We start from the raw sequence: 23,099 nt of genomic DNA on the forward strand, positions 1-23,099 counted from the left end.
GACTGGGAAGTTGTCCCAACGGTGTCCACAGGGGACCCTGCTGAATAGTCATCAGGCCAGGTCAGGTGGTTGTGGATTCGTGGACGAAGACTCTCCACAGACTGTGGATAAAGATCTTCTCCACAGGGGGTGGGAAAAGTTGTCCACCGGCGGCCCACAGGCTGGGGCCGGTTGTACACAGCTTCTCCCCAGGCCTGTCCACTGTTCGGCAACGCGACGCGCGCTCTCACCGGGTCGAGTGAAAGGCGTCACACAAAGCTGCCGGGTTGGCCTGTGGGGAAGCTGGGTAAAGCTGGGGACAGGGCTGGGGAGAAGTCCCCCTCTCCTGTGCATCGGGTGTGCAGAACTTTCGCCCGTCCACAGTTACCCCCGGTTGTCCACCGCCGTCGCCCACAGGGCCAGTGGACAAAAAATGGGCGTTGACCTGCGCATTCGCGGTTATCCACGGTTTCCACAGGCCCTACTACTACTCCCGACTAGAGAGAGTCAGATTTCCGCTTTGAAGTGGGGGCTGTGTACAACTCGCCGCTCGGGCCGCCACGACCTCTCGGCACGACTTGACCCCGACGGGCACCAGCTGTCAGTGCGGTGCGTCAGACTGGTCCCCAGTGCCAGCAACAGCAGGAGGGCGGCTAAGTGAAGATCCGGGTGGAACGCGACGTACTCGCGGAGGCGGTGGCGTGGGCGGCACGCAGCCTCCCGGCTCGGCCGCCAGCGCCCGTCCTCGCGGGCCTGCTGCTGAAGGCCGAGGAGGGCGCCCTCTCCCTGTCCAGCTTCGACTACGAGGTCTCGGCCCGCGTCTCCGTGGACGCCGAGGTCGACGAAGAGGGCACGGTCCTCGTCTCCGGCCGCCTGCTGGCCGACATCTGCCGCGCCCTGCCGAACCGCCCGGTGGAGATCTCCACAGACGGTGTACGGGCGACGGTGGTCTGCGGCTCCTCCCGCTTCACCCTCCACACCCTGCCTGTGGAGGAGTACCCGGCGCTGCCGCAGATGCCGACCGCCACGGGCACCGTCCCCGGTGAGGTCTTCGCCTCGGCCGCCTCCCAGGTCGCCATCGCCGCGGGCCGCGACGACACGCTGCCCGTGCTCACCGGTGTCCGCATCGAGATCGAGGGCGACACGGTCACGCTGGCCTCCACCGACCGCTACCGCTTCGCGGTCCGCGAGTTCCTGTGGAAGCCGGAGAACCCGGAGACGTCCGCCGTGGCCCTGGTGCCCGCCAAGACGCTCCTGGACACCGCCAAGGCCCTCACGAGCGGCGACACGGTCACCCTGGCCCTGTCCGGCTCCGGCGCGGGCGAGGGCCTCATCGGCTTCGAGGGCGCGGGCCGCCGCACGACGACCCGCCTCCTGGAGGGCGACCTCCCGAAGTACCGCACGCTCTTCCCGACGGAGTTCAACTCGGTCGCCGTCATCGAGACCGCCCCCTTCGTGGAGGCCGTCAAGCGCGTGGCGCTCGTCGCCGAGCGGAACACCCCGGTGCGGCTCAGCTTCGAGCAGGGCGTGCTCATCCTGGAGGCCGGCTCCAGCGACGACGCACAGGCTGTGGAAAGGGTCGACGCCCAGCTCGAGGGCGACGACATCTCGATCGCCTTCAACCCGACGTTCCTGCTCGACGGCCTGAGCGCGATCGACTCCCCGGTCGCCCAGCTGTCGTTCACGACGTCGACGAAGCCCGCGCTCCTGAGCGGCAAGCCGGCCGTGGACGCCGAGGCGGACGAGGCGTACAAGTACCTGATCATGCCGGTACGTCTGAGCGGCTGAGCCCACAGGTGTGTGGCCGCGTCCGGGCGTAGGCTCGGACGCGGGTACGAACGTGCCGCGGGTACGCGGAGCCGCTCAGCGCCGAGCGGCCGTGACGTGCCTCTACGCCACATCGCTAGTTAGGAACGCACTGATGGAGCTCGGTCTCGTCGGCCTCGGCAAGATGGGCGGCAACATGCGCGAGCGCATTCGCCGCGCAGGCCACACCGTCATCGGATACGACCGCAATCCGGACCTCGCGGATGTCCACAGCCTCGAAGAGCTGGTGAGCAAGCTCAAGGGCCCGCGCGTGGTGTGGGTGATGGTCCCGGCCGGAGCCGCGACCCAGTCCACCATCGACGAGCTCGCCGAGCTCCTGTCGCCCGGCGACGTCGTGGTGGACGGCGGCAACTCCCGCTGGACGGACGACGAGAAGCACGCCGAGGAGCTCGCGGCCAAGGGCATCGGCTTCGTCGACTGCGGCGTCTCCGGCGGCGTCTGGGGCCTGCAGAACGGCTACGCGCTGATGTACGGCGGCGACAAGGAGAACGTCGCCAAGGTGCAGCCCGTCTTCGACGCGCTCAAGCCGGAGGGCGACTTCGGCTCCGTGCACGCGGGCAAGGTCGGCGCGGGCCACTTCGCGAAGATGGTTCACAACGGCATCGAGTACGCGATGATGCAGGCCTATGCCGAGGGCTGGGAGCTGCTGGAGGCCGTGGACTCGGTGACGGACGTGCGGGAGGTCTTCCGGTCCTGGCAGGAGGGCACGGTCATCCGTTCCTGGCTGCTTGACCTGGCGGTCAACGCGCTGGACGACGACGAGCACCTGGACAAGCTGCGGGGCTTCGCCGCGGACTCCGGCGAGGGCCGCTGGACGGTGGAGGCGGCGATCGACAACGCGGTGCCGCTGCCCGCGATCACGGCGTCGCTGTTCGCGCGGTTCTCCTCGCGGCAGGACGACTCGCCGCAGATGAAGATGATCGCGGCGCTGCGCAACCAGTTCGGCGGCCACGCCGTCGAGTCCAAGAGCGAACACTGATCCACAGCCCGCGCGGCCCGCTGTCCACAGCCTGTGTGGACAGCGGTGGGCCGCGGCGGGCGGGCCGTCGGCACCCAGGCCACGGCGGCCCCTAGCCACAGCAGGAAAGCCGGGGGAGGTCGGCGCCACATCATGCACGTCACCCACCTGTCCCTGGCCGACTTCCGCTCGTACGCCCGGGTCGAGGTTCCGCTCGACCCGGGCGTCACCGCGTTCGTGGGGCCGAACGGCCAAGGCAAGACCAACCTCGTCGAGGCCGTCGGCTATCTGGCGACGCTCGGCAGCCACCGGGTCTCCTCGGACGCTCCCCTGGTGCGCATGGGCGCCGACCGGGCCGTCATCCGGGCCGCAGTGCGCCAGGGCGAGCGCCAGCAGCTCATCGAGCTCGAACTGAACCCGGGCAAGGCGAACCGCGCCCGCATCAATCGATCCTCGCAGGTCAGACCCCGTGACGTGCTGGGCATCGTGCGCACGGTCCTGTTCGCCCCCGAGGACCTGGCCCTGATCAAGGGCGACCCCGGAGAGCGGCGCCGCTTCCTCGACGAGCTGATCACCGCCCGCTCCCCGCGCATGGCGGCGGTCCGCTCCGACTACGACCGCGTCCTGAAGCAGCGCAACACGCTCCTGAAGTCCGCCGCCCTCGCCCGGCGCCACGGCGGCCGCTCCATGGACCTGTCCACCCTCGACGTCTGGGACCAGCACCTCGCCCAGGCGGGCGCCGAGCTGCTCGCCCAGCGGCTCGACCTCATCGCCGCGCTCCAGCCGCTCGCCGACAAGGCGTACGAACAGCTGGCCCCCGGCGGCGGCCCGCTCGGCCTCGACTACAAGCCCTCCTCGGCCGGAATCGTCGGCCACGCGCGCGAGGAGCTCTACGAGCAGCTGATCGCCGCCCTGGGAGAGGCCCGCAAGCAGGAGATCGAGCGGGGCGTCACCCTCGTAGGACCCCACAGGGACGATCTACTACTCAAACTTGGCCAGCTGCCCGCGAAGGGATACGCCTCCCACGGAGAGTCGTGGTCCTACGCACTCGCGCTGCGGCTCGCCTCGTACGACCTGCTCCGGGCCGAGGGCAATGAGCCGGTCCTCGTCCTGGACGACGTGTTCGCCGAGCTGGACGCGCGCCGGCGCGAGCGGCTCGCGGAACTGGTGGCCTCCGGGGAGCAGGTCCTGGTCACGGCCGCCGTGGACGACGACGTACCGGGTGTCCTGGCGGGCGCGCGGTACGCCGTGTCCGGCGGCGAGGTGGAGCGCGTATGACCGAGCCCGGCAGGCCCTCGAAGCCCGACCGCCCCTCGGAGCCCGCTGGCGCCGGGGCGGCCAAGCCCGCGCCGCCCGAGCCCTCCGGGGTCGACCTCGCCCGCGTGGCCCTGCGCGCCGCCAAGGAGCAGGCACGCGCGCGTGGGGACGCGACCCGCCAGAAGAAGCAGGCCCGGCGCGGCGGCCTGCGCTCGGGCGCGCGCTCTGACGGGCGCGATCCGCTGCCGCTCGGCTCCGCCATCAATCGCCTGATCACCGAGCGCGGCTGGGAGACCCCGGCGGCCGTCGGCGGCGTGATGGGCCGCTGGCCCGAGATCGTCGGCGAGGACCTTGCCAAGCACTGCGTACCGCAGCGGTACGACGAGAACGAGCACGTCCTGACCGTCCAGTGCGACTCCACGGCCTGGGCGACGAACCTGCGACTGCTCGCTCCGCAGCTGGTCGCGCGCCTGAACGAGGACCTCGGGCACGGCACCGTACGCCTCATCAAGGTCCTCGGACCCGGTGGCCCCGCGCGCCGCTTCGGGCCCTTGCGAGCGCCCGGCAGCACCGGTCCCGGCGACACCTACGGATGACGAGATCCGGTCGGTAGCTGGGGGTTGACCGCCCGAAGCGCTGAGTGCCGCTGTGAGCCTCTTAGAGCCCGGGGGCGCATATGGGGAGTCGGCTGATGCCGGTTCAGGGCGGCACATGCGGACTCAGGTACCGGCAAACCCCCATCACTGTCGGCGCTACCGGTAGACTGGAAGCTAATCCCGCCCCAGTCGTGGGGAGCAGCGGGAGAAGCTGAGCAAGAGCTGAACCAGGCTTACCAACGCAACACGCCGCAGCCGCTCCGGCCAGCGCCGGGAGCTTGGCTTTGTGCTGTGCCAGAAAGGGCGCTTCGTGGCCGATTCCGGCAACCCCAACGAGAACATCCCGTCCACTGCCGCCGGCGACGGCGCCGTACCCCCCGAGGCCATCGAGGCCTCCGGCGAGGGCACGGCCTCGTACGACGCCAGCGCCATCACCGTCCTCGAGGGTCTGGACGCGGTCCGCAAGCGGCCCGGCATGTACATCGGCTCGACCGGCGAGCGTGGCCTGCACCACCTCGTGCAGGAAGTCGTCGACAACTCCGTCGACGAGGCCCTGGCCGGGCACGCGGACACCATCGACGTCACGATCCTCGCCGACGGCGGCGTGCGCGTCATCGACAACGGCCGTGGCATCCCGGTGGGCATCCACCCGGTCGAGAAGAAGCCGGCCGTCGAGGTCGTGCTCACGGTGCTGCACGCGGGCGGCAAGTTCGGCGGTGGCGGGTACGCCGTCTCCGGCGGTCTGCACGGCGTGGGTGTCTCGGTGGTGAACGCGCTCTCCACCAAGCTGTCCGTCGAGATCAAGACCGACGGCTACCGCTGGACGCAGGACTACAAGGGGGGCGCCCCGACGGCACCGCTCGAGCGGCACGAGGCCACCGACGAGACGGGCACGTCGGTCACCTTCTGGGCCGACGGTGACATCTTCGAGACCACCGTGTACTCCTTCGAGACGCTGGCGCGGCGCTTCCAGGAGATGGCCTTCCTCAACAAGGGCCTGACGATCAAGCTCACCGACGAGCGCGAGTCGGCCAAGGCCACGGCGGGCGCCGACTCCGCCGAGGCCACCGACGACACCGTCGAAGAGGTCCGCTCGGTCACGTACCACTACGAGGGCGGCATCGTCGACTTCGTGACGTACCTCAACTCCCGCAAGGGCGAGGTCGTCCACCCGACCGTCATCGACGTCGAGGCCGAGGACAAGGAGCGCATGCTCTCGGTCGAGATCGCGATGCAGTGGAACTCGCAGTACAGCGAGGGCGTGTACTCCTTCGCCAACACGATCCACACGCACGAGGGCGGCACCCACGAAGAGGGCTTCCGCGCCGCGCTGACCGGTCTGGTGAACCGTTACGCGCGCGACAAGAAGCTGCTCCGCGAGAAGGACGACAACCTCACGGGTGAGGACATCCGCGAGGGTCTGACCGCGATCATCTCGGTGAAGCTGGGCGAGCCCCAGTTCGAGGGCCAGACCAAGACGAAGCTCGGCAACACCGAGGCGAAGACGTTCGTCCAGAAGGTCGTGCACGAGCACCTGACGGACTGGTTCGACCGCAACCCGAATGAGGCCGCGGACATCATCCGCAAGGGCATCCAGGCCGCCACCGCGCGCGTGGCCGCCCGCAAGGCGCGTGACCTCACCCGCCGCAAGGGCCTCCTGGAGACCGCGTCCCTGCCGGGCAAGCTCTCCGACTGCCAGTCGAACGACCCGACGAAGTGCGAGATCTTCATCGTCGAGGGTGACTCCGCCGGCGGCTCGGCCAAGTCCGGCCGCGACCCGGAGTACCAGGCGATCCTGCCCATCCGAGGCAAGATCCTGAACGTCGAGAAGGCCCGCGTCGACAAGATCCTGCAGAACCAGGAGATCCAGGCGCTGATCTCGGCCTTCGGCACCGGAGTCCACGAGGACTTCGACATCGAGAAGCTCCGGTACCACAAGATCATCCTGATGGCGGACGCCGACGTCGACGGCCAGCACATCAACACCCTGCTGCTGACGTTCCTGTTCCGCTTCATGCGTCCGCTCGTCGAGGCGGGCCACGTCTTCCTGTCCCGGCCGCCGCTGTACAAGATCAAGTGGGGCAAGGACGACTTCGAGTACGCGTACTCGGACCGCGAGCGCGACGCGCTCATCGAGCTCGGCCGCCAGAACGGCAAGCGGATCCGGGACGACTCGGTCCAGCGCTTCAAGGGTCTCGGCGAGATGAACGCCGAGGAGCTGCGCATCACCACGATGGACATCGAGCACCGCGTGCTCGGCCAGGTCACCCTCGACGACGCCGCCCAGGCCGACGACCTCTTCTCGGTCCTCATGGGCGAGGACGTCGAGGCACGCCGCTCGTTCATCCAGCGCAACGCCAAGGACGTCCGCTTCCTCGACATCTGAGCCGGTCAGGCACCCCGACGGCTGCTGACTGACGTACGAAAGGATCTTGACCGGCCATGGCCGACGAGAACAACCCCACCCCTTCCGAGGACGGCGAGGGCCAGACGGTGCGCATCGAGCCCGTCGGGCTCGAGACCGAGATGCAGCGCTCGTACCTCGACTACGCGATGTCCGTCATCGTGTCGCGCGCGCTGCCGGACGTCCGCGACGGTCTCAAGCCCGTGCACCGCCGCGTCCTGTACGCGATGTACGACGGCGGGTACCGCCCCGAGAAGGGCTTCTACAAGTGTGCCCGCGTCGTCGGCGACGTCATGGGCAACTACCACCCGCACGGCGACTCCTCGATCTACGACGCGCTGGTCCGCCTCGCGCAGCCGTGGTCGATGCGCATGCCCCTGGTGGACTCGAACGGAAACTTCGGCTCTCCGGGCAACGACCCCGCGGCCGCCATGCGCTACACCGAGTGCAAGATGGCGCCGCTGTCCATGGAGATGGTCCGGGACATCGACGAGGACACCGTCGACTTCACGGACAACTACGACGGCCGCTCCCAGGAGCCCACCGTCCTGCCGTCCCGCTTCCCGAACCTGCTGATCAACGGCTCGGCGGGCATCGCGGTCGGCATGGCGACCAACATCCCGCCGCACAACCTCCGCGAGGTCGCGGCGGGCGCGCAGTGGGCCCTGGAGCACCCGGAGGCCTCCCACGAGGAGCTGCTCGACGCCCTGATCGAGCGCATCAAGGGCCCCGACTTCCCGACCGGTGCCCTCGTAGTGGGCCGCAAGGGCATCGAGGAGGCGTACCGCACGGGTCGCGGCTCCATCACGATGCGCGCGGTCGTCGAGGTCGAGGAGATCCACAACCGCCAGTGCCTGGTGGTCACGGAACTGCCCTACCAGGTCAACCCGGACAACCTCGCGCAGAAGATCGCCGACCTGGTGAAGGACGGCAAGGTCGGCGGCATCGCCGACGTCCGCGACGAGACGTCCTCGCGCACGGGCCAGCGCCTGGTCATCGTCCTCAAGCGGGACGCGGTCGCCAAGGTCGTCCTGAACAACCTCTACAAGCACACGGACCTGCAGACGAACTTCGGCGCCAACATGCTGGCGCTCGTCGACGGCGTGCCGCGCACCCTCTCCCTGGACGCGTTCATCCGCCACTGGGTGGGCCACCAGATCGAGGTCATCGTCCGGCGCACGAAGTTCCGGCTCCGCAAGGCCGAGGAGCGCGCCCACATCCTGCGCGGCCTCCTCAAGGCCCTGGACGCCATCGACGAGGTCATCGCGCTCATCCGGCGCAGCGACACCGTCGACGTCGCGCGCGAGGGCCTGATGGGCCTCCTGGAGATCGACGAGATCCAGGCCAACGCCATCCTGGAGATGCAGCTCCGCCGACTGGCCGCCCTGGAGCGCCAGAAGATCATCCAGGAGCACGACGAGCTCCAGCAGAAGATCAACGAGTACAACGCGATCCTGGCCTCGCCCGAGAAGCAGCGCGCGATCGTCAGCGAGGAGCTCGCCGCGATCGTCGACAAGTTCGGCGAGGACCGTCGCTCCGCCCTCGTGCCCTTCGACGGTGACATGTCCATCGAGGACCTGATCGCCGAAGAGGACATCGTCGTCACCATCACGCGCGGCGGCTACATCAAGCGCACCAAGACCGAGGACTACCGCTCGCAGAAGCGCGGCGGCAAGGGCGTGCGCGGCGCGAAGCTGAAGCAGGACGACATCGTCGACCACTTCTTCGTGTCGACGACGCACCACTGGCTGCTGTTCTTCACCAACAAGGGCCGCGTCTACCGCGCGAAGGCGTACGAGCTCCCGGATGCCGGGCGGGACGCGCGCGGCCAGCACGTCGCGAACCTGCTCGCCTTCCAGCCGGACGAGTCGATCGCCGAGATCCTCGCGATCCGTGACTACGAAGCCGTGCCGTACCTGGTGCTCGCCACCAAGGGCGGTCTGGTCAAGAAGACGCCTCTGAAGGATTACGATTCGCCTCGCTCCGGCGGCGTCATCGCCATCAATCTGCGCGAGACGGACGACGGTTCGGACGACGAGCTGATCGGCGCGGAGCTGGTGTCCGCCGAGGACGATCTGCTTCTGATCAGCAAGAAGGCGCAGTCGATCCGGTTCACCGCGACGGATGACGCGCTGCGCCCGATGGGCCGCGCGACCTCCGGCGTCAAGGGCATGAGCTTCCGCGACGGTGATCAGCTGCTCTCGATGAACGTGGTCCGGCCCGGTACGTTCGTCTTCACCGCCACCGATGGTGGGTACGCGAAGCGGACCCCTGTCGACGAGTACCGCGTCCAGGGCCGCGGTGGTCTCGGCATCAAGGCTGCCAAGATCGTCGAGGACCGTGGTGAGCTCGTCGGCGCACTGGTGGTCGAGGAGACCGACGAGATCCTCGCCATCACCCTCTCCGGCGGTGTGATTCGCACGCGAGTCAACGAGGTCAGGGAGACGGGCCGTGACACCATGGGCGTCCAACTGATCAACCTGGGCAAGCGCGATGCCGTCGTCGGCATCGCTCGTAACGCCGAGGCCGGGCGCGAGGCCGAGGAAGTCGACGGGGTCGACGAATCGTCTGACGGCACTCCGGCCGTCGGTACGGACGAGGGCACACCGTCCCCGGCCGAGTAGCGCGAGGAGTGAGTCATCGTGAGTGGAGCCCCGGGCGCCGGAGCGGCTGGATCGCGTGGAACCGGCAAGGATGGTGCCCGTGGCTCCGCCACTGATGACGACTCCCACGAGTCTCATGGATCCCAGGGGGGGACTGTGACAGACACCCGAGGTCGCGGCACGCAGACGTCCGAGACCGAGGCCCCCGCCAAGGGCGGGGCTGCCAAGAAGGGCGCGCCCGCGGGGGGCGGATCCAGCGCCCTGCCCGGTGAGCGCCCGCCCCAGCAGCAGGGCTCCCAGCCGTACCACCCGCCGCAGGCCTATCAGGCGGCGCCGACCGGCGCGGTCCGCCGTCCCCGCACGGGGGCGCGCACCACCCCGCGCACGCGCAAGGCCAGGCTGCGCGTGGCCAAGGCCGACCCCTGGTCGGTGATGAAGGTCAGCTTCCTGCTGTCCATCGCGCTCGGCATCTGCACGATCGTCGCGGCCGCGACGCTGTGGATGGTCATGGACGCCATGGGCGTCTTCTCCACCGTCGGCGGAACGATCTCCGAGGCGACGGGGTCGAACGAGTCCAACGGCTTCGACCTCCAGGCGTTCCTCTCGCTGCCGCGCGTGCTGATCTTCACCTCGATCATCGCGGTCATCGACGTCGTCCTCGCCACGGCCCTCGCGACCCTCGGCGCGTTCATCTACAACCTCTCGGCGGGCTTCGTCGGCGGCGTGGAACTGACGCTGGCCGAGGACGAGTAGCCCTTTCCGCTCCACACGCTCCTCACGCTTTCCCGCCGCGCTTCCGTACGCTGCCGGGGTCCCTGTGCCCAGGGAGCCCGGCAGCGTGCTGCGCGGCTCCGGTGCGGTCTGCGCGCGGCCTCCGGGGCCCGCGTGGCCTCCAAGGCTCCGCGTGGGCGGCGGGGCTCCGCGTGGGCTTCGGGGCTCCCGACGGGTGGCCGATCGGCTCGTGACGGGGCCGTCGGCCCAGGGGCGGCGGGCCCCGGCCGACACGCGCGTGCCCCGGCGAGGGCGTGGTCACCGGTCCACGGGCTATCGATTTTGGGACTGGCCCCCACGTGCGCTAATCTTCAGAGGTCAGCGCGCGGGACATCCCGCAGAGCGCGGCGGGGCTATAGCTCAGTTGGTTAGAGCGCATCCCTGATAAGGATGAGGCCACAGGTTCAAATCCTGTTAGCCCCACCAGCGAGAAGACCCCCAGCCGGTATCGGCTGGGGGTCTTCTGCGTGGGTGACGTCCACCGCTCCGGGGTTACGGCTCCGCGGCGAGGCTGGCGCTCGTGAGGGCCCCTGAGCCGTCGTCCGCGGCCTCCGCGTCCGTCGTGGGGAGGTGGCGGCAGCTGGGCGTCGAACCGTGGGCCTCGGCGCGGATGCGTTGCTTCATGGTGGGTGGCAGGGACCGTTCGTACGCCATCGCCCAGGCGGCGAGCACGTGCTCCTGTGCGCTCGTCGTGCTCTTGCACGTCGTCGTGGCGTCCTGTACGGGCGTGGCCGCGGCCGCCGAGGAGGCGAAGCCGAGCGCGGCGAACAGCGCGAGGACGGCGGAGACGAGTGTGGCCCACAGCTTCATGGCCTTGGTGGCGGGCATAACCCCTCACTTTCGGGTTGGGCGATTTGCGTACTTTCCTCATGATGTGTATGCGGGGCCGACAGTGGGGGACCGACGCTCGCGTCGCGCCGATGTTCAGATGAACACCACCCAGATGGGTGCAGGAGGCCCGAGAAAGCGGGAAGCGGGGCAAGCTCGGCGAACCCCGCTGGGGACGGAGCGTAGGCGGAGGGATTCGGTCCGCATCTACTGCGGTGTTCCGGAGGGGAGTTGAGGCCGATCCAGGTCACCGATCGGTATCGGTCGGTGTGTATAGTCGGGCGCCAGAAGTCCCCTACGTCAAGGAAAGACGAGGTCGCGCGGTGAAGAAGCTTCTCCTGGTCGCACTGGCCGCCATCGGCGGGCTCCTCGTGTACCGCCAGATCCAGGCGGATCGCGCCGAGCAGGATCTGTGGACGGAGGCGACTGACTCCGTGCCCACGGGTTCGTGAGTATCGACGGCAGTCTCGTCACAGGGCCCCGATCGCTAGAGCGGTCGGGGCCCTGTGCTGTGCGAGGGGGCTTTTGTCCCGCTCCTCCTGGGCTGGGCAGCTGACGCTCGGTCCGCACGTGTGATGTTCCCCCGCCGGGGCGGAGGGGCTGGTGCCGCCCGGGTCGGCGGCCGCGACCCCCTTGATTCACTTACGCAATTTCATTGCTTGCTTGGGCAAATCAATGGAGGGTGAGGTGGAGAGCGGCGTGACGCGGCACCGGGCGAGCCGTCGGACAGTGGCGGGCGCGGGGGCCGTGCTCCTGGGCGCGGTGTGGTGCGCGGCCGCGCTCCCCGCGACCGCGCACGCGGCCGAGACTCCGCTGCCGTACGCCTTCGCCGATGGCGTACGAACCGTCACGGGTACGCCGAGCAGCACCGGGAGCCGCCCTCTCACACCGGGATCGACGTACAGGAGCTCCATCAAGCCCCCCGGCCCCGGCGGCACGACCCAGCTCTACTACCGGCTCGACCTGGGTGCCAAGGACAACGTCTACGTCTCCGCCACCGCGCTCCCCGGCCTCGGCAGCCAGGTGGGCTTCGCGGACGGCATCCGGGTGTCCGTCGAGGACGCGAACGGCTTCGACTGCGACTCGGGCTCCGTGCGCTTCGGTGCCTCGCGCAGCCCCCGGCCCCTCACCGCGTCGGCCTCGCGCGTGGTCGGGCCGGACGAGCGCCAGTGCGCGACGGCAGGCACCTACTACGTAGTCGTCGAGCGGACCGTCGACTCCAGGTCGTCGATTTCGTCCCCGACCGAGAAACCGTCCACTTCGGAGACCTGGGATCTGGAGCTCCACGTCAGCTCGGAGCCCGCGCTCGCCGAGCGGGGCGCGACGACACCGCCCCGGACGGGGGACCCGAGGACGCCGGCCCCGCCCGCGGGCCCGGCCCTCCCGCGCGCGGGAGGCAGCAGCTTCAGCACGGCCAAGGCCCTGGACAGGGGTGTCTGGGGCGACGGGGTCGAGCCGGGGCGCACACGCTACTACCGCGTACCGGTGGACTGGGGCCAGCGGCTGTCCGTCACGGTCGAGGTCGGCGGGGCGCGGGGCACCGGGGTTTCCGGCGGGATCGGGGGCCCTGGCGGATCCGATGGTTCCGGCAGGGCCAGGGGGTCCGGGGTGAGCGGCGGTGCCGCAGACCGTGAGTACGTCACGTCCGCGCTGGTGGTGTCCGTGTTCAACCCCGCGCGCGGCCCGGTCGAAGACATGGACACCGCGTACGACGGCCGCCAGAAGTCGACCACGCTGCCGACGCTGCCGCCCGTCGCCTACGAGAACCGGTACGCGCCCATTTCCCGGGTCGCAGGGGTGCGTTTCGCCGGGTGGTACTACCTGGCGGTCTCTCTGGACCCGGACGTCGGCGCGCAGTTCGGCGACGGGGCGGTCGGACTGACCCTGCGGGTGGACGTCTCCGGCGAGCGGCGGCCGGGACCCGCGTACGTCGGGGCGGCGCGCCCCGCGGACGCCTTCGGCGTGACGGAGCGGGACGAGGCGGCGGCACGGGGCGGCGCAGGAGGGGACGACGCCTCCGGCGGCCCTGGCGCGCGCGGCGAGGGCCGGGGTGGCACGGCCGCCGCGGGCACCGGTGGCGACGAAGCCATGAAGGTCCTGGCCGCGGCGGGCATCGGCACCGGAACGGTGCTGGTGACCGTGCTGGGGGTGTGGACGCTGGTGGGGCGGAGACGGGCAGCGGGGCGCCGCGCTTCGGCCTGAGGGCCCGCCCGGGCCGCGCCTCAGATGCGGGACAGGGCCCAGAAGCCCACCGCGAAGCAGGCCAGCGCGGCGAGCAGCATCGGCAGGGCCACCTTCACGGGCGGGCCGTTGCGCTGCGGCCTGGCCGCGTGGGAGCGGGCAGGCCGGGAACGGGCGGTGCGGGAGCGCGAGGGCTGCTCCTCCTGCGACGCTTCCGCCGACTCCGCCGTGCCTGGCGACAGCAGGGCTTCAACCGGCGCGATAGGTCCGTGAATTGGGGTGCTCGGGTGGGGAACCTGCGCCGGGTGAGCGGTGTATGGAGAAGTAGGAGCGTATGCGTAGGCGCGCCGCACCGAGGAGCCCGTGACCTGTGAGGGGCCGTCCTCCGCCGGTGCGGTCGGACGGGGGGATGCCGCATGGCCGGGTACGGAGTGGAGCGGGGTGCGCGCGGGGGGAGTGGGCGGCTGCGCGGGCTGCGGGGGCGCCTGCGTGGGCGGGGGCAGGTGGAAGCTGCCGGTCTCCGACATCGGGGGGTGCGGAGGGAGCGACGACGGTGGCGCGAGCGGTTGGGATGCGGGGGGTGTGGAGGGCGTGGAGGGCGTGGGCGGTTGCGATACGGGTGGAGGCGGTGCGATGGGGCGCTGTGGCGTGGACGGGTCCGCCATCGGGTGCTGGGGCAGGGGTGGGTGGCCCACGGGCGGTTGGACGAGGGCCGGTTGACCGGTGGCGGGTTGGCCCACAGCGGGGCGGGCCATGGACGGTTGGCCCGCGGAGGGTTGTCCCGAGGGTGGCCGCGGTACGGACGGTGGCGTGTGCGGCTGGGACGCGGGCTGCTGAGCGGCGAGCGGGTGGGCTGGAGGCTGACGGGGCGAGGCCTGGTGGGCTGCGGGCGGCTGAGCCGAGGGTGGTTGGGCCGAGAGCCGTTGAGGCGCGGGCGGTTGAGGCGCGGCGTGTGGAGAAGCGGACGGTTGGGGCGAGCTGTACTGAGAGGCGGATGGTTGAGACGAGGTGTGCCCAGAAGCGGATGGTTGAGAGGCAGCGTGCCGCGAGACGCCGTGCTCAGGCGTGGCGTGCTGAGGCCCGGCGTGCTGGGAGGCAGGGGGCTGAGGTGCGGCGTGCTGCGAAGCAGTGTGCTGAGAGGCAGCGTGCTGGGAGGCGGCATGCTGGGACGAAGGCGGCTGGGGCGGTGGTGGATTGGGCGGTGGTGGATTGGGTGCGGGAGTGAGGGGGCCGTCGGGGCCGAACCCCTCGGGCAGCGGGCCCAGTTGGTCGAAGATCTCGACGAGCTCGTCGTCGGGGCCGGGCTCCGGCAGGACCTCGGTGGCGGAGGCGAGCGCCTTGCGCGCTCCCGTGGCGGTGCGGAAGCGCGCCTGCGGATCGGGTTGCAGCAGCGTCGCGATGACCTGCCACAGCGGCTCGGGCACGCCCCGGGGAGCGCCCGGGGTGCCGTGTGCCGCGAAGTGCTCGATGAGGGCCTTGGCGTCCGGCTTGGCACCCTGCAGCAGATAGAGGGCGACGAGGCCGACGGCGAAGAGGTCGGCGGTGAAGTCCGGCTCGGCGCCCAGCATTTGCTCGGGTGCGAAGTACCCGGGCGTGCCCACCACGTAGTCCGTCTCGGTCAGCCGTGGCTCGCCCTTGCGCATCGAGATGCCGAAGTCGGACAGGCGCAGGTGCGGGCGCCCTGTCCCGGTGGCCTCGAGGAGTATGTTGGCGGGCTTGATGTCACGGTGCACGACGCCTTCCGCGTGCACCGCGGCGAGACCGGCGAGGAGCTGATCGAGGAGCGTGCAGCAGAAGCGGGGCGGCAGCGCTCCGTAGTCACCGATGACATGGGCGAGCGAGCCGCCGGTGACCAGGTCCATGGTGAACAGGACCTGGTCGTCGTCGGCGGCCCAGCTCGCGGGGGCGAGCACGTGCGGGTGGTCGATCCGCAGCGCCTGCTCCCGCACGAAGCGGAGCAGCGTATGGGCGTTTCTCTGCTGCAGGACCTTGGCGGCCACATACCGGCGCCGCCGCTGGTCCCAGGCACGCCAGACGGCGCCTACTCCCCCGCGGCCGATCGGGTCGACGAGTTCGTACCGGCCGGCGAAGACCTCACCCATGGTCGTGCCCCGCTCCCCTTCCGGGCCGCCCGGCAGCGGCCCGGCCGACGGCTCAGCTCTGGTGCGCCTCGTAGTGGGCGACGGCGTCCGCGGTGCGGCCCGCCCCGTACACCCGGAGGAACTCTGCCAGTTCCGGGTGGGTCGGGGCGAGGGAGTCCGCGGCATCGATGATGTCGCCCGCCGCCGCGACGGAGCGCAGCAGCGACTGGATCTCGCGCACCACGCGCTTCACCGTGGGGGCGCCCGAACTCGACGTGGTCTGGGTGGTGTTGGTCAGTACGGAACCCCCCTGGGACTTCTTGATCTCGTCCATGCGGTCGGTTGCCTCGGCGGCGCTCACGCTGCCGTCCGCGACCTGCCCGGCCAGCTCCTGCAGCAGCTGGACGCGCTGGACCACGGCCGGATTGCCGATCTTGGCGCGCTGGCCGCTCATGAGCTGGGACAGCATGGGCGCGGACAGGCCGAGCACCCCGGCCAGCCGCGCCTGGTTCAGGCCCAGGTCGTCAATGAGGCGACGGAAGAGTGCCCCCAGCGGCTCCCCGTACCAATTCCGCTGGAGTTCCCGTGCTCTTGCGGTCGATTCTTGCTGTGCAGCGTCCATGTTGCGTCTCCCCATCGCTTCCCCATTGGACTGCGGTTCGCTGCCGCGAACCACGTCGAGCATCTTACGGAGAGTGGTCGCGCACGGGGACCCCCAATCCTTTTGCGAGATCCCCGGTGGGACCCGGTACTCTGGTCTGCGACGCTCCCCGGGCCGTGATCTTCACGTACCGGTGTCGTTGTCCGGGGCCTTAGCTCAGTTGGTAGAGCGCTGTCTTTGCATGGCAGATGTCAGGGGTTCGACTCCCCTAGGCTCCACTCCTGGAGAGCCCCTTTGACCTGCGGAAACGTAGGGTGAAGGGGCTCTTTTGCGGTACTGGTCAGGGCTGTGGGGCGGCGGGCCGGGCGGCGAGCCAGATGCCGGTGGCGACCGTGCAGGTCAGGGCGAGGCCCGCCAGGGGGACGGCCCAGTGACCGGCGAGGCTGCAGGCCAGGACCAGGACGGCGCCGACGGGCAGGACAGCGTGCTGGGCGGTGCCGCGCTTGAAATGGCGGGCGTGCACGGCCCAGGTAGTGATCATGAACAGGGCGGTCGGCAGGGTGACGGCGAGGGACGCGGCGAGCGTCGAGATGTGGGCGTGGTGGGTGGCCTGCTCGACGGCGACCTCGATGCCCGCGCCGATCGCGGCGGCCGAGCCGAAGATCACATAGTGGCTGTAGGCCCAGAGGAACGGGTGCTGGTGGGTGGCCAGGTACTCGTGGATGGGCACGGCGAAGTAGATCCAGAACGCGGCGAAGACGATCAGCAGCCCACCGGCCGCGATCGGCAGCAGGTCGTCCAGGGCCGCGGACTCATCCAGGGCCGAGCGCACCGCGACGGTGGCGGCGGCGATGGTTTCGCCGAGCACGATGATGGTGAAGAGGCCGTAGCGTTCGGCGATGTGGTGCGGGTGCCAGGTGGTGCGGTAGTGCTGCTCGGCGAAGGCCGGCACCGCGAGGTCGGCGGCGGCCAGCGGCACGAACCCCCACCACCAGGCGGCGTCCGGAAGCAGCAGCAGGACGACCCAGCCGATCTGCACGACCACCAGGCCGACGGCATAGCGCAGGGCGGTCTGCCGGGCGGCTCCCGTCTCGCCGCGTGCGGCGCGCAGCCACTGGAAGGCGAGCGCCACTCGCATGATCACGTAGCCGGTGATGGCGACGGCGTAGTCGCCCTGGTCGAAGGCCCGGGGGATCCCGGCGGAGAGCACGAGGACGCCCGCCATCTGCACGAAGGTGGCGATCCTGTAGGGAACGTCGTCGGTGTCGTAGGCGGAGGCGAACCAGGTGAAGTTCACCCAGGCCCACCAGATGGCGAAGAAGACCAGGAGATAGCCGCCGATGCCGTGGCCGGGGTCGCCCTCGGCGATCGCGTGCACGAGACGGGCTCCCGCCTGCGCCACCGCGACCACGAAACACAGGTCGAAGAGCAGTTCCAGCGGGGTCGCCGTGCGGTGCGGCTCGTCGCGGCTCCGGGCCGTCATGCGCACGAGCGGTACCACTGACCGGCCGTGCCCCACGCCTGACGGGGTGTCCTCGCTCATCGCCGTGCCTCCCGCTTCCGGGTCCGGCCGGATGACGGCCGTTTGCTTCCAGAATGTCCCGGGACGGGGTGGGCCGCAGCACGTCGGTGGGTGAGCGCGAGTGGGCGTTCGCTTGCGCAACCACTCTGGGGCCCGCCTTGAGCTGCCAAGGCGGGCCCCACATCGATCTTCGCGACATTTCCGCAGGTCAGCGGTGTCTGGCGAGGTGGCCGTACGGCCGCTGACCCTGGTTCAGATTATTACGCTCGGTCACCGAATCGGCGGTTCAGGCGCCGTACGAGCACCCCGGCGCCGATGAGGAGGCCGCTCGCGGTGACGAGGGCGACGGTGCTGCCGGAGCCGGTCTGGGGCATCTCCGGCGGCCGGGAGGTGCTGGGCGACGGGGACGGCGGCCCCGAGGTGGGCGGCCCCGAGGTCGGCGGCTGCGACGTCGGCGGGGTGGAGGTCGGGGGCTGAGACGTCGGGGGCTGAGACGTCGGCGGCTGCGAGGTGGGCGGCCGCGTCGTCGGAGGCGGGGTCGTGGGCGGCTTCGTCGTGGGCGGCGTGTGCGGCGGCGGGCTGGAGGGGGTGTCGCCGTAGCCGGAGGGGCCGTGGTCGTCGCCGTAACCGGAATCCTTGGGGCCGCCGTAGCCGGTCTCGCCGCCGTCTCCGTAGCCGTCCGCGTGGCCGTCCTCGTCGGTATCGCCGTAGTCGGATCCGTGCGGGGCGTCGTCACCGTAATCGTGCGCGTCCCCGCGGTTCGTGGAGGGCGCGTCCGCGGCGGGGCCGTGGTGGCCGTATCCGTCCTGGTGGCCGTATCCGCCCGCCGATGACGGGGCCTCAGCCCGCTTGTCGGTGGCGGGTGATGGGGGCTCGGCCCTACTGGCGACGGTGCTGTCGGAGGTGCTGTCGGAGGCGGTGTCGCCCGACGGCGACTCGGCCTTCCGCGCGGCGGGCCCCGCTGGGGCAGGTGGCGCCGCCGCGGCCGGGGGTGGCGCGTGCACCTCGGCTGCTCCTGGCGTCTGATCGGCGTCCCCAGCCAGGGCCGTGCCGCAGGCGACGCCCACGGCGCAGGCCGTACCGACGGCCATGGCCAAGGCCGTCCCGGACTTTCTCAGAACTCGCATGATCGGATCCCTCCATGCAGACAAGCAGACAATCTGGTTAATCCGCATCCAAACAGGGCACTTTTGCTCCGCCGCCGATGACTCGCGGAAGGGGATGCGTGCCGCTCGCGCCTTCACCCGACCGGAAGACGAGCGGCGGGCGTGGCGCCGCCGGAGACGCGTTCGGGGCCGGCCACGGCGGTGGCCGGCCCCGAACGGTGGCGGGAGGGAGGAGGCGTCAGTGGTTGCCGGCGCCGTTGCCCGAGAGGATCGGGATGTCGCTGAGGATGTGCGACAGCGGCTCGTCGCCCTTGGCCTGCGTCGAGTTCTCGACACACTGCTGGTTCTGCGGGGCGGACAGGACGTTGATGTCCTGGACGGCGATCGGGACCAGGCCGACGATGGAGCCCGCGTTCACCTTGGCCGGCAGGCCGATGCAGGGCTTGTTGAGCGAGCCCTGGACCAGCGACATCTGCGGGCTCATGTCGCCGTGCGTCGCGGAGTTGCCGAACGCCTGCGAGGCGCCGTTGCCGCTCTTCGAGGTGGTGCCCGAGTCGTCGCCGATGGCGAGGGCCTGCGGGGCCGCGACGGCCGACATGCCCGCGACGGACGCGGCGATGGCGGCGGAGGCCAGGACCTTCTTCATGTGGGTTCCCTTCGGAAAGAGGCTCCGTTACGGAGCCGCGTGATGATCAACTGAGTGATGGCGCCGGAGTTGCGCCCCTCGACCCGGTCGGCCCATTAGTGAGGTCATCGCTCAAAACGTGGAATCGTGGAACCGATCGGGTGTCGCTCGGGTATTACAGGGGTGTCGCCCACGCGTATCCGAAGCGGCCGCCCGCTGTTTTGCCGGGCAGGCAATCAGGTACGTAGGTCAAGTACGCAAAAGGCGATCGAGTACGTAAGAAAGCGAAAGCTTCACGGTGTCGAGGTGAGGGCATGAGCAACCCTGGCGGAAAATGGCAGAGGCAGGGTGTCATTCCGGTCAGCAGGCGTTCCTCGGAATGCCGCGTTGAGCCGATCTATGAATCGCTTCTGCACAAGTGGAGCGCTCAGGGAAAGACAGTTCCGGGCCGACCCGATCAGGAGTGGCAGAAGCTCGTGGGACGTGACTTCTGGCCCCGGTCCTGAGTCGGCCCGGGCCCGGTGAGGGGCGCCCCCTCACAGCACAGCGGGCCGCCGAGGAGAGCGTGGCGGCCCGCTGGTACCGGGGGCGACGGGCGGACGTCAGTGGTTGCCCGCGCCGTTGCCGGACAGGACGGGAATGTCGTTGAGGATGTGCGACAGCGGCTCGTCGCCCTTGGCCTGCGTCGAGTTCTCGACACACTGCTGGTTCTGCGGCGCCGACAGGATCGGGATGTCCTGCACGGCGATCGGGACCACGCCGACGATCGAGCCCACGTTGGCCTTGGCCGGCAGGCCGATGCAGGGCTTGTTGAACGAGCCCTGGATGAGCGCCATCTGCGGGCTCATGTTGCCGTGGGTGGCGAAGTTGCCGAACTCCTGCGAGGCGCCGTTGCCGCTCGCCGAGGTGGTGCCGTGGTCGTTGCCGATGGCGCCGGCGGTGGGTGCCATCGCGGCGGTCATGCCTACTGCGGAAGCGGTGACCGCGGTCGCGGCCATAACCTTCTTGAGCACAGGATTTCCCTTCTGATGAGCCCCGTCTCAGCCCCTTCCAGGAGCACTTTGGGTAACTGCCGCTATGGCCAGGGGTTGCTCCGGTTCACTCGGATGGCCCACGTACGGGATATGAATCTCCTACTTCCCTGCAGAGACGGGCGGAAGCAGAAGAAATGACAAAAGGACAAGGGTGGTGCGATCAGCTGATTTCTGTGCTGCGGACGCGTTGTCGATGCGGTGTCGAGTTCTCTCCTGGAAAAGGATCCGATGGGGTGAACATGCGCAACCGTGCGCCTGGTAGGCCTGTTGAACCGGGCTGAAGCAAGCCGTGTCTCTGTCCAGGAAAAGGAACAGGAAATGCTTAAGAAGTCAATGGCAGCGGCCGCGGTCGCCGCGTCCGTCGTCGGAATGTCTGCCGCCGCCGCGCCCACCGCGCTGGCCATTGGTGACGACAACGGCACCCACTCGATGAGCGGCAACGACGCCAAGTCGGCGTTCGGCAACTCGGCCACGCACGGCAACATGAGCCCGCAGCTCTCGGCTGTCCAGGGCTCGCTGAACAAGCTGTGCGCGGGCGTGCCGATCAAGGCCAACGTGGGCTCGATCGTCGGCCTGGTCCCGATCGCCGTCCAGGACATCCCGATCCTGTCGGCGCCGCAGAACCAGCAGTGTGTCGAGAACTCGACGCAGGCCAAGGGCGACGAGCCGCTGTCGCACATCCTGGACGACATCTCGGCGCTGTCCGGCAACGGTGTGAACAACGGCTGATTGCGCCGGTGTTCCCGGGTCGCCCGGGCCGCCCGTACCTCGTTTTCGGGGGATGGCGGCCCGGGCGGCCCTTTTCTGTGCCCGTGTGGTGTGCGGCGGCGCTGTGCGGGCTGAGCTTCTGATGCCTCGGGACGCTTCGGTCCGGATCCCGCGTATGGGTTTTCAACTCTCCCTGCTTCAGGGCTTCTTGGTCTGCTGAGTCAATCGAGTGAAATTCCGAATCGCGTCACCATCTCGGTTTCCTCGCCCAGTTCCACTCGTTAACAGGACTCAGGTCACGGTGCGGGAAGCAAATATTGACCGCCCGGTTTCGACCGCCGTATAGGCGTGACTCGACAGAAGGGAAATGTTGTGAAGCTCAAAAAGAGCGCTGCCATCGTCGCGGGCGCGGTTCTGGCTCTGGGTGTGGCTTCCCCGGCGTTCGCCGACGCCGACGCCAAGGGTGGCGCGCACGGCTCCCCGGGCGTGCTGTCCGGCAACGTCATCCAGGTTCCCGTCCACGTTCCCGTCAACGTGTGCGGCAACAGCGTCGACCTGATCGCGCTGCTGAACCCGGCGTTCGGCAACACCTGCGTCAACGACTGACGCAGCCAGCCCAGCTGTTCAGGCTGCGCCTTCGCCGGCCTTGGCGTACCACTCGGTGCCAAGGCCGGCTCCACCGCACAGAGGAAGATCACTAGATTGCGACAGGCCCTCAGTAAAGGAATGCTCTCCGCCGCCGCGGCGTCGAGCATCCTGTCTCTGTCTGGCACCTCCGCCCTCGCGGCTGACGCGAGCGGAGCGGCCCACGGTTCTCCCGGCCTCCTGTCGGGCAACAGCGTGCAGGCCCCGGTGGAAGTGCCGGTGAACGTCTGCGGCAACACCGCCGATGCTGCGGCAGGCCTTAACCCGGCGACCGGCAACAGTTGCGCGAACACGGGGCGGTCGGACCACCCCGAGCGCGCCGCCGCCCGCGCGCAGCAGCAGTCGGCGGCCCCCGCCCAGGAGACGACCACGCCCGCGCGTGAGGCGACGACCGCTGCCCGGGAGGTGAAGAAGCCCGCGCACGAGGCGACGAAGCGCGCCGAGGAAGCGAAGAAGTCCGCCCACGAGGCGAAGCCCGCCCACGAGCGCCGCACGGCTGCGGCCCCGAAGGCGCGGAAGCCCTCGACGGCGCACGGTTACGGGGAGCGCTCGGAGGCGTACGACCGCGCGGACCACGCCGATCGCGCCGACCGCTCCAGCCAGCGCGCGACGGCGCACCACGCCCCGGTGTCCTCGCGGCAGGAGTCCCGGCCGCACACGTCCCCGCGGCACGCGGCCCCCAAGCACGCGGCCCCCAAGCACGCCGCCCCGCGGCAGGAGTCCCCCCGCACGCAGCCTCCGGCCGCCAAGCACGCGGCCAGGCCCGCGGTGGAGGCAGTCCCCAAGGCCGCCCCCAAGCCCGCCGCGCGCCCCGCGGCCGAGCCGGTCGCCGAGCGCAGCGTCACGACGCCGCCCCCGGCCCCCCGGCCCGCCGGTTCGGGAGCCACGGCCACGGGTGAGGCCTCGGACTCGCCGGGTCTCCTGTCGGGCAACCTCGGGCAGCTGCCCCTGGAGCCCGTTCTGGACCTCTGCGGCAACACCGCGGACGTCGTCGCGGCCCTCAACCCGGCCTTCGGCAACCGCTGCGAGGAGGACTCCACGCCCACCCCGCCGCAGGAGCAGCCGGTGCCGCCGCGCGGGAAGCCTCCGGTCCGCCCCGCCGAGCCCACGGCGCCGGAACCGAAGGCTCCGCCCCGGTCGGTGACGCCGCCCGAGGCCCCCGTGCCGGTGCACGAGGCCCCGGCCGTGCCGCCCGCGCCCCGGGCCGACGTCGTCCCCGCCCCCCGGGCCCAGCTCGCGCGGACGGGTGCGGAGCCCGGCCTCCTCGGTGCTGCGGCGGCGAGTGCCGCGCTGCTCGGCGCCGGCGCGGTTCTCTACCGACGCGGACGCGCCACGGCCCGGCCGTAGCCGAACGTTCACCACGTAAAGCGTGG

Annotated in this window: 19 protein-coding genes and 2 tRNA genes; 14 read left to right on the forward strand and 7 right to left on the reverse strand. The window is 70.2% G+C overall.

The window, feature by feature from the left end:
- The first annotated feature begins 636 nt into the window (after positions 1–636).
- From dnaN to MQV74_RS21245, 8 genes are all read left to right on the forward strand, one after another.
- Entirely contained in the window at positions 637–1,767 is a 1,131-nt protein-coding gene (gene dnaN, locus MQV74_RS21210) for a DNA polymerase III subunit beta (protein ID WP_030676844.1), read from the forward strand.
- A 133-nt stretch (positions 1,768–1,900) separates the two neighbouring features.
- Entirely contained in the window at positions 1,901–2,785 is an 885-nt protein-coding gene (gene gnd / locus MQV74_RS21215; RefSeq protein WP_138960702.1) for a phosphogluconate dehydrogenase (NAD(+)-dependent, decarboxylating), read from the forward strand.
- 132 nt (positions 2,786–2,917) lie between these two features.
- Positions 2,918–4,042: a DNA replication/repair protein RecF gene (gene recF, locus MQV74_RS21220; RefSeq protein WP_242719911.1), complete on the forward strand. Its 1,125-nt coding sequence runs from the start codon at positions 2,918–2,920 to the stop codon at positions 4,040–4,042.
- On the forward strand, positions 4,039–4,617 hold the full coding sequence (locus tag MQV74_RS21225; RefSeq protein WP_242719912.1) for a DUF721 domain-containing protein: 579 nt from the start codon (positions 4,039–4,041) through the stop codon (positions 4,615–4,617). The genes recF and MQV74_RS21225 overlap by 4 nt, the downstream gene beginning before the upstream one ends.
- A gap of 286 nt (positions 4,618–4,903) precedes the next feature.
- Positions 4,904–7,003 (forward strand): DNA topoisomerase (ATP-hydrolyzing) subunit B, encoded by a 2,100-nt coding sequence (gene gyrB, locus MQV74_RS21230; protein WP_308402293.1) that lies wholly within the window; start codon positions 4,904–4,906, stop codon positions 7,001–7,003.
- Positions 7,004–7,059: 56 nt separating this feature from the next.
- Entirely contained in the window at positions 7,060–9,645 is a 2,586-nt protein-coding gene (gene gyrA / locus MQV74_RS21235) for a DNA gyrase subunit A (protein ID WP_242719913.1), read from the forward strand.
- 18 nt (positions 9,646–9,663) lie between these two features.
- Positions 9,664–10,377, forward strand: a complete 714-nt coding sequence (locus MQV74_RS21240; RefSeq protein WP_242719914.1) for a DUF3566 domain-containing protein — start codon at positions 9,664–9,666, stop codon at positions 10,375–10,377.
- Between the two features lie 367 nt (positions 10,378–10,744).
- Positions 10,745–10,821 (forward strand) — tRNA-Ile (locus MQV74_RS21245).
- A gap of 66 nt (positions 10,822–10,887) precedes the next feature.
- Here the strand turns inward: MQV74_RS21245 and MQV74_RS21250 are convergent.
- Positions 10,888–11,223 carry a DUF6344 domain-containing protein gene (locus tag MQV74_RS21250; protein WP_172382851.1) on the reverse strand — a complete coding sequence of 112 codons (336 nt, stop codon included), beginning with the start codon at positions 11,221–11,223 and terminating at the stop codon, positions 10,888–10,890.
- 323 nt (positions 11,224–11,546) lie between these two features.
- On the opposite strand from MQV74_RS21250, the gene MQV74_RS21255 reads away from it, so the two are divergent.
- A complete protein-coding gene (locus MQV74_RS21255) occupies positions 11,547–11,675 on the forward strand; it encodes a DLW-39 family protein (protein ID WP_003999697.1) in 129 nt (42 codons plus the stop codon).
- 247 nt (positions 11,676–11,922) lie between these two features.
- A complete protein-coding gene (locus MQV74_RS21260) occupies positions 11,923–13,425 on the forward strand; it encodes a hypothetical protein (protein WP_242719915.1) in 1,503 nt (500 codons plus the stop codon).
- 20 nt (positions 13,426–13,445) lie between these two features.
- Here the strand turns inward: MQV74_RS21260 and MQV74_RS21265 are convergent, their stop codons facing one another.
- Positions 13,446–15,506 (reverse strand): serine/threonine-protein kinase, encoded by a 2,061-nt coding sequence (locus tag MQV74_RS21265; protein ID WP_242719917.1) that lies wholly within the window; start codon positions 15,504–15,506, stop codon positions 13,446–13,448.
- Between the two features lie 52 nt (positions 15,507–15,558).
- Positions 15,559–16,107 carry a helix-turn-helix domain-containing protein gene (locus MQV74_RS21270; RefSeq protein ID WP_138960712.1) on the reverse strand — a complete coding sequence of 183 codons (549 nt, stop codon included), beginning with the start codon at positions 16,105–16,107 and terminating at the stop codon, positions 15,559–15,561.
- 184 nt (positions 16,108–16,291) lie between these two features.
- Between MQV74_RS21270 and MQV74_RS21275 the strand changes: the two genes are divergently transcribed.
- Positions 16,292–16,364: transfer RNA gene (locus MQV74_RS21275), tRNA-Ala, on the forward strand.
- A 62-nt stretch (positions 16,365–16,426) separates the two neighbouring features.
- Here the strand turns inward: MQV74_RS21275 and MQV74_RS21280 are convergent.
- The 4 genes from MQV74_RS21280 to MQV74_RS21295 form a co-directional block, all read right to left on the reverse strand.
- Entirely contained in the window at positions 16,427–17,629 is a 1,203-nt protein-coding gene (locus MQV74_RS21280) for a low temperature requirement protein A (protein WP_242719919.1), read from the reverse strand.
- 239 nt (positions 17,630–17,868) lie between these two features.
- Complete coding sequence (locus MQV74_RS21285) at positions 17,869–18,735, reverse strand: LPXTG cell wall anchor domain-containing protein (protein ID WP_242719921.1); 867 nt, start codon at positions 18,733–18,735, stop codon at positions 17,869–17,871.
- A 217-nt stretch (positions 18,736–18,952) separates the two neighbouring features.
- Positions 18,953–19,360, reverse strand: a complete 408-nt coding sequence (locus MQV74_RS21290) for a rodlin (RefSeq protein ID WP_242719923.1) — start codon at positions 19,358–19,360, stop codon at positions 18,953–18,955.
- A 581-nt stretch (positions 19,361–19,941) separates the two neighbouring features.
- The gene (locus MQV74_RS21295) at positions 19,942–20,352 is read right to left on the reverse strand and encodes a rodlin (RefSeq protein ID WP_242719925.1); all 411 of its coding nucleotides are present in this window, start codon (positions 20,350–20,352) and stop codon (positions 19,942–19,944) included.
- A gap of 339 nt (positions 20,353–20,691) precedes the next feature.
- On the opposite strand from MQV74_RS21295, the gene MQV74_RS21300 reads away from it, so the two are divergent.
- The 3 genes from MQV74_RS21300 to MQV74_RS41190 all read left to right on the forward strand — a co-directional run bounded on the left by MQV74_RS21300 (position 20,692) and on the right by MQV74_RS41190 (position 23,073).
- Complete coding sequence (locus MQV74_RS21300; protein ID WP_150512052.1) at positions 20,692–21,102, forward strand: rodlin; 411 nt, start codon at positions 20,692–20,694, stop codon at positions 21,100–21,102.
- A gap of 327 nt (positions 21,103–21,429) precedes the next feature.
- Complete coding sequence (locus tag MQV74_RS21305; RefSeq protein ID WP_138960788.1) at positions 21,430–21,687, forward strand: chaplin; 258 nt, start codon at positions 21,430–21,432, stop codon at positions 21,685–21,687.
- Between the two features lie 120 nt (positions 21,688–21,807).
- A complete protein-coding gene (locus MQV74_RS41190; protein WP_308402294.1) occupies positions 21,808–23,073 on the forward strand; it encodes a chaplin in 1,266 nt (421 codons plus the stop codon).
- Positions 23,074–23,099: the final 26 nt, after the last annotated feature.

The organism is Streptomyces sp. AN091965 (genome assembly GCF_022698285.1).
GTDB lineage: Bacteria > Actinomycetota > Actinomycetes > Streptomycetales > Streptomycetaceae > Streptomyces.

Excerpts from the sequence above, each read along its gene's own strand:
- gnd (WP_138960702.1), top strand. The coding sequence starts at position 1,901 with ATGGAGCTCGGTCTCGTCGGCCTCGGCAAGATGGGCGGCAACATGCGC.
- recF (WP_242719911.1), top strand. The coding sequence starts at position 2,918 with ATGCACGTCACCCACCTGTCCCTGGCCGACTTCCGCTCGTACGCCCGG.
- MQV74_RS21225 (WP_242719912.1), top strand. The coding sequence starts at position 4,039 with ATGACCGAGCCCGGCAGGCCCTCGAAGCCCGACCGCCCCTCGGAGCCC.
- gyrA (WP_242719913.1), top strand. The coding sequence starts at position 7,060 with ATGGCCGACGAGAACAACCCCACCCCTTCCGAGGACGGCGAGGGCCAG.
- MQV74_RS21250 (WP_172382851.1), bottom strand. The coding sequence starts at position 11,223 with ATGCCCGCCACCAAGGCCATGAAGCTGTGGGCCACACTCGTCTCCGCC.
- MQV74_RS21265 (WP_242719917.1), bottom strand. The coding sequence starts at position 15,506 with ATGGGTGAGGTCTTCGCCGGCCGGTACGAACTCGTCGACCCGATCGGC.
- MQV74_RS21270 (WP_138960712.1), bottom strand. The coding sequence starts at position 16,107 with ATGGACGCTGCACAGCAAGAATCGACCGCAAGAGCACGGGAACTCCAG.
- MQV74_RS21280 (WP_242719919.1), bottom strand. The coding sequence starts at position 17,629 with ATGAGCGAGGACACCCCGTCAGGCGTGGGGCACGGCCGGTCAGTGGTA.
- MQV74_RS21285 (WP_242719921.1), bottom strand. The coding sequence starts at position 18,735 with ATGCGAGTTCTGAGAAAGTCCGGGACGGCCTTGGCCATGGCCGTCGGT.
- MQV74_RS21290 (WP_242719923.1), bottom strand. The coding sequence starts at position 19,360 with ATGAAGAAGGTCCTGGCCTCCGCCGCCATCGCCGCGTCCGTCGCGGGC.
- MQV74_RS21300 (WP_150512052.1), top strand. The coding sequence starts at position 20,692 with ATGCTTAAGAAGTCAATGGCAGCGGCCGCGGTCGCCGCGTCCGTCGTC.
- MQV74_RS41190 (WP_308402294.1), top strand. The coding sequence starts at position 21,808 with ATGCTCTCCGCCGCCGCGGCGTCGAGCATCCTGTCTCTGTCTGGCACC.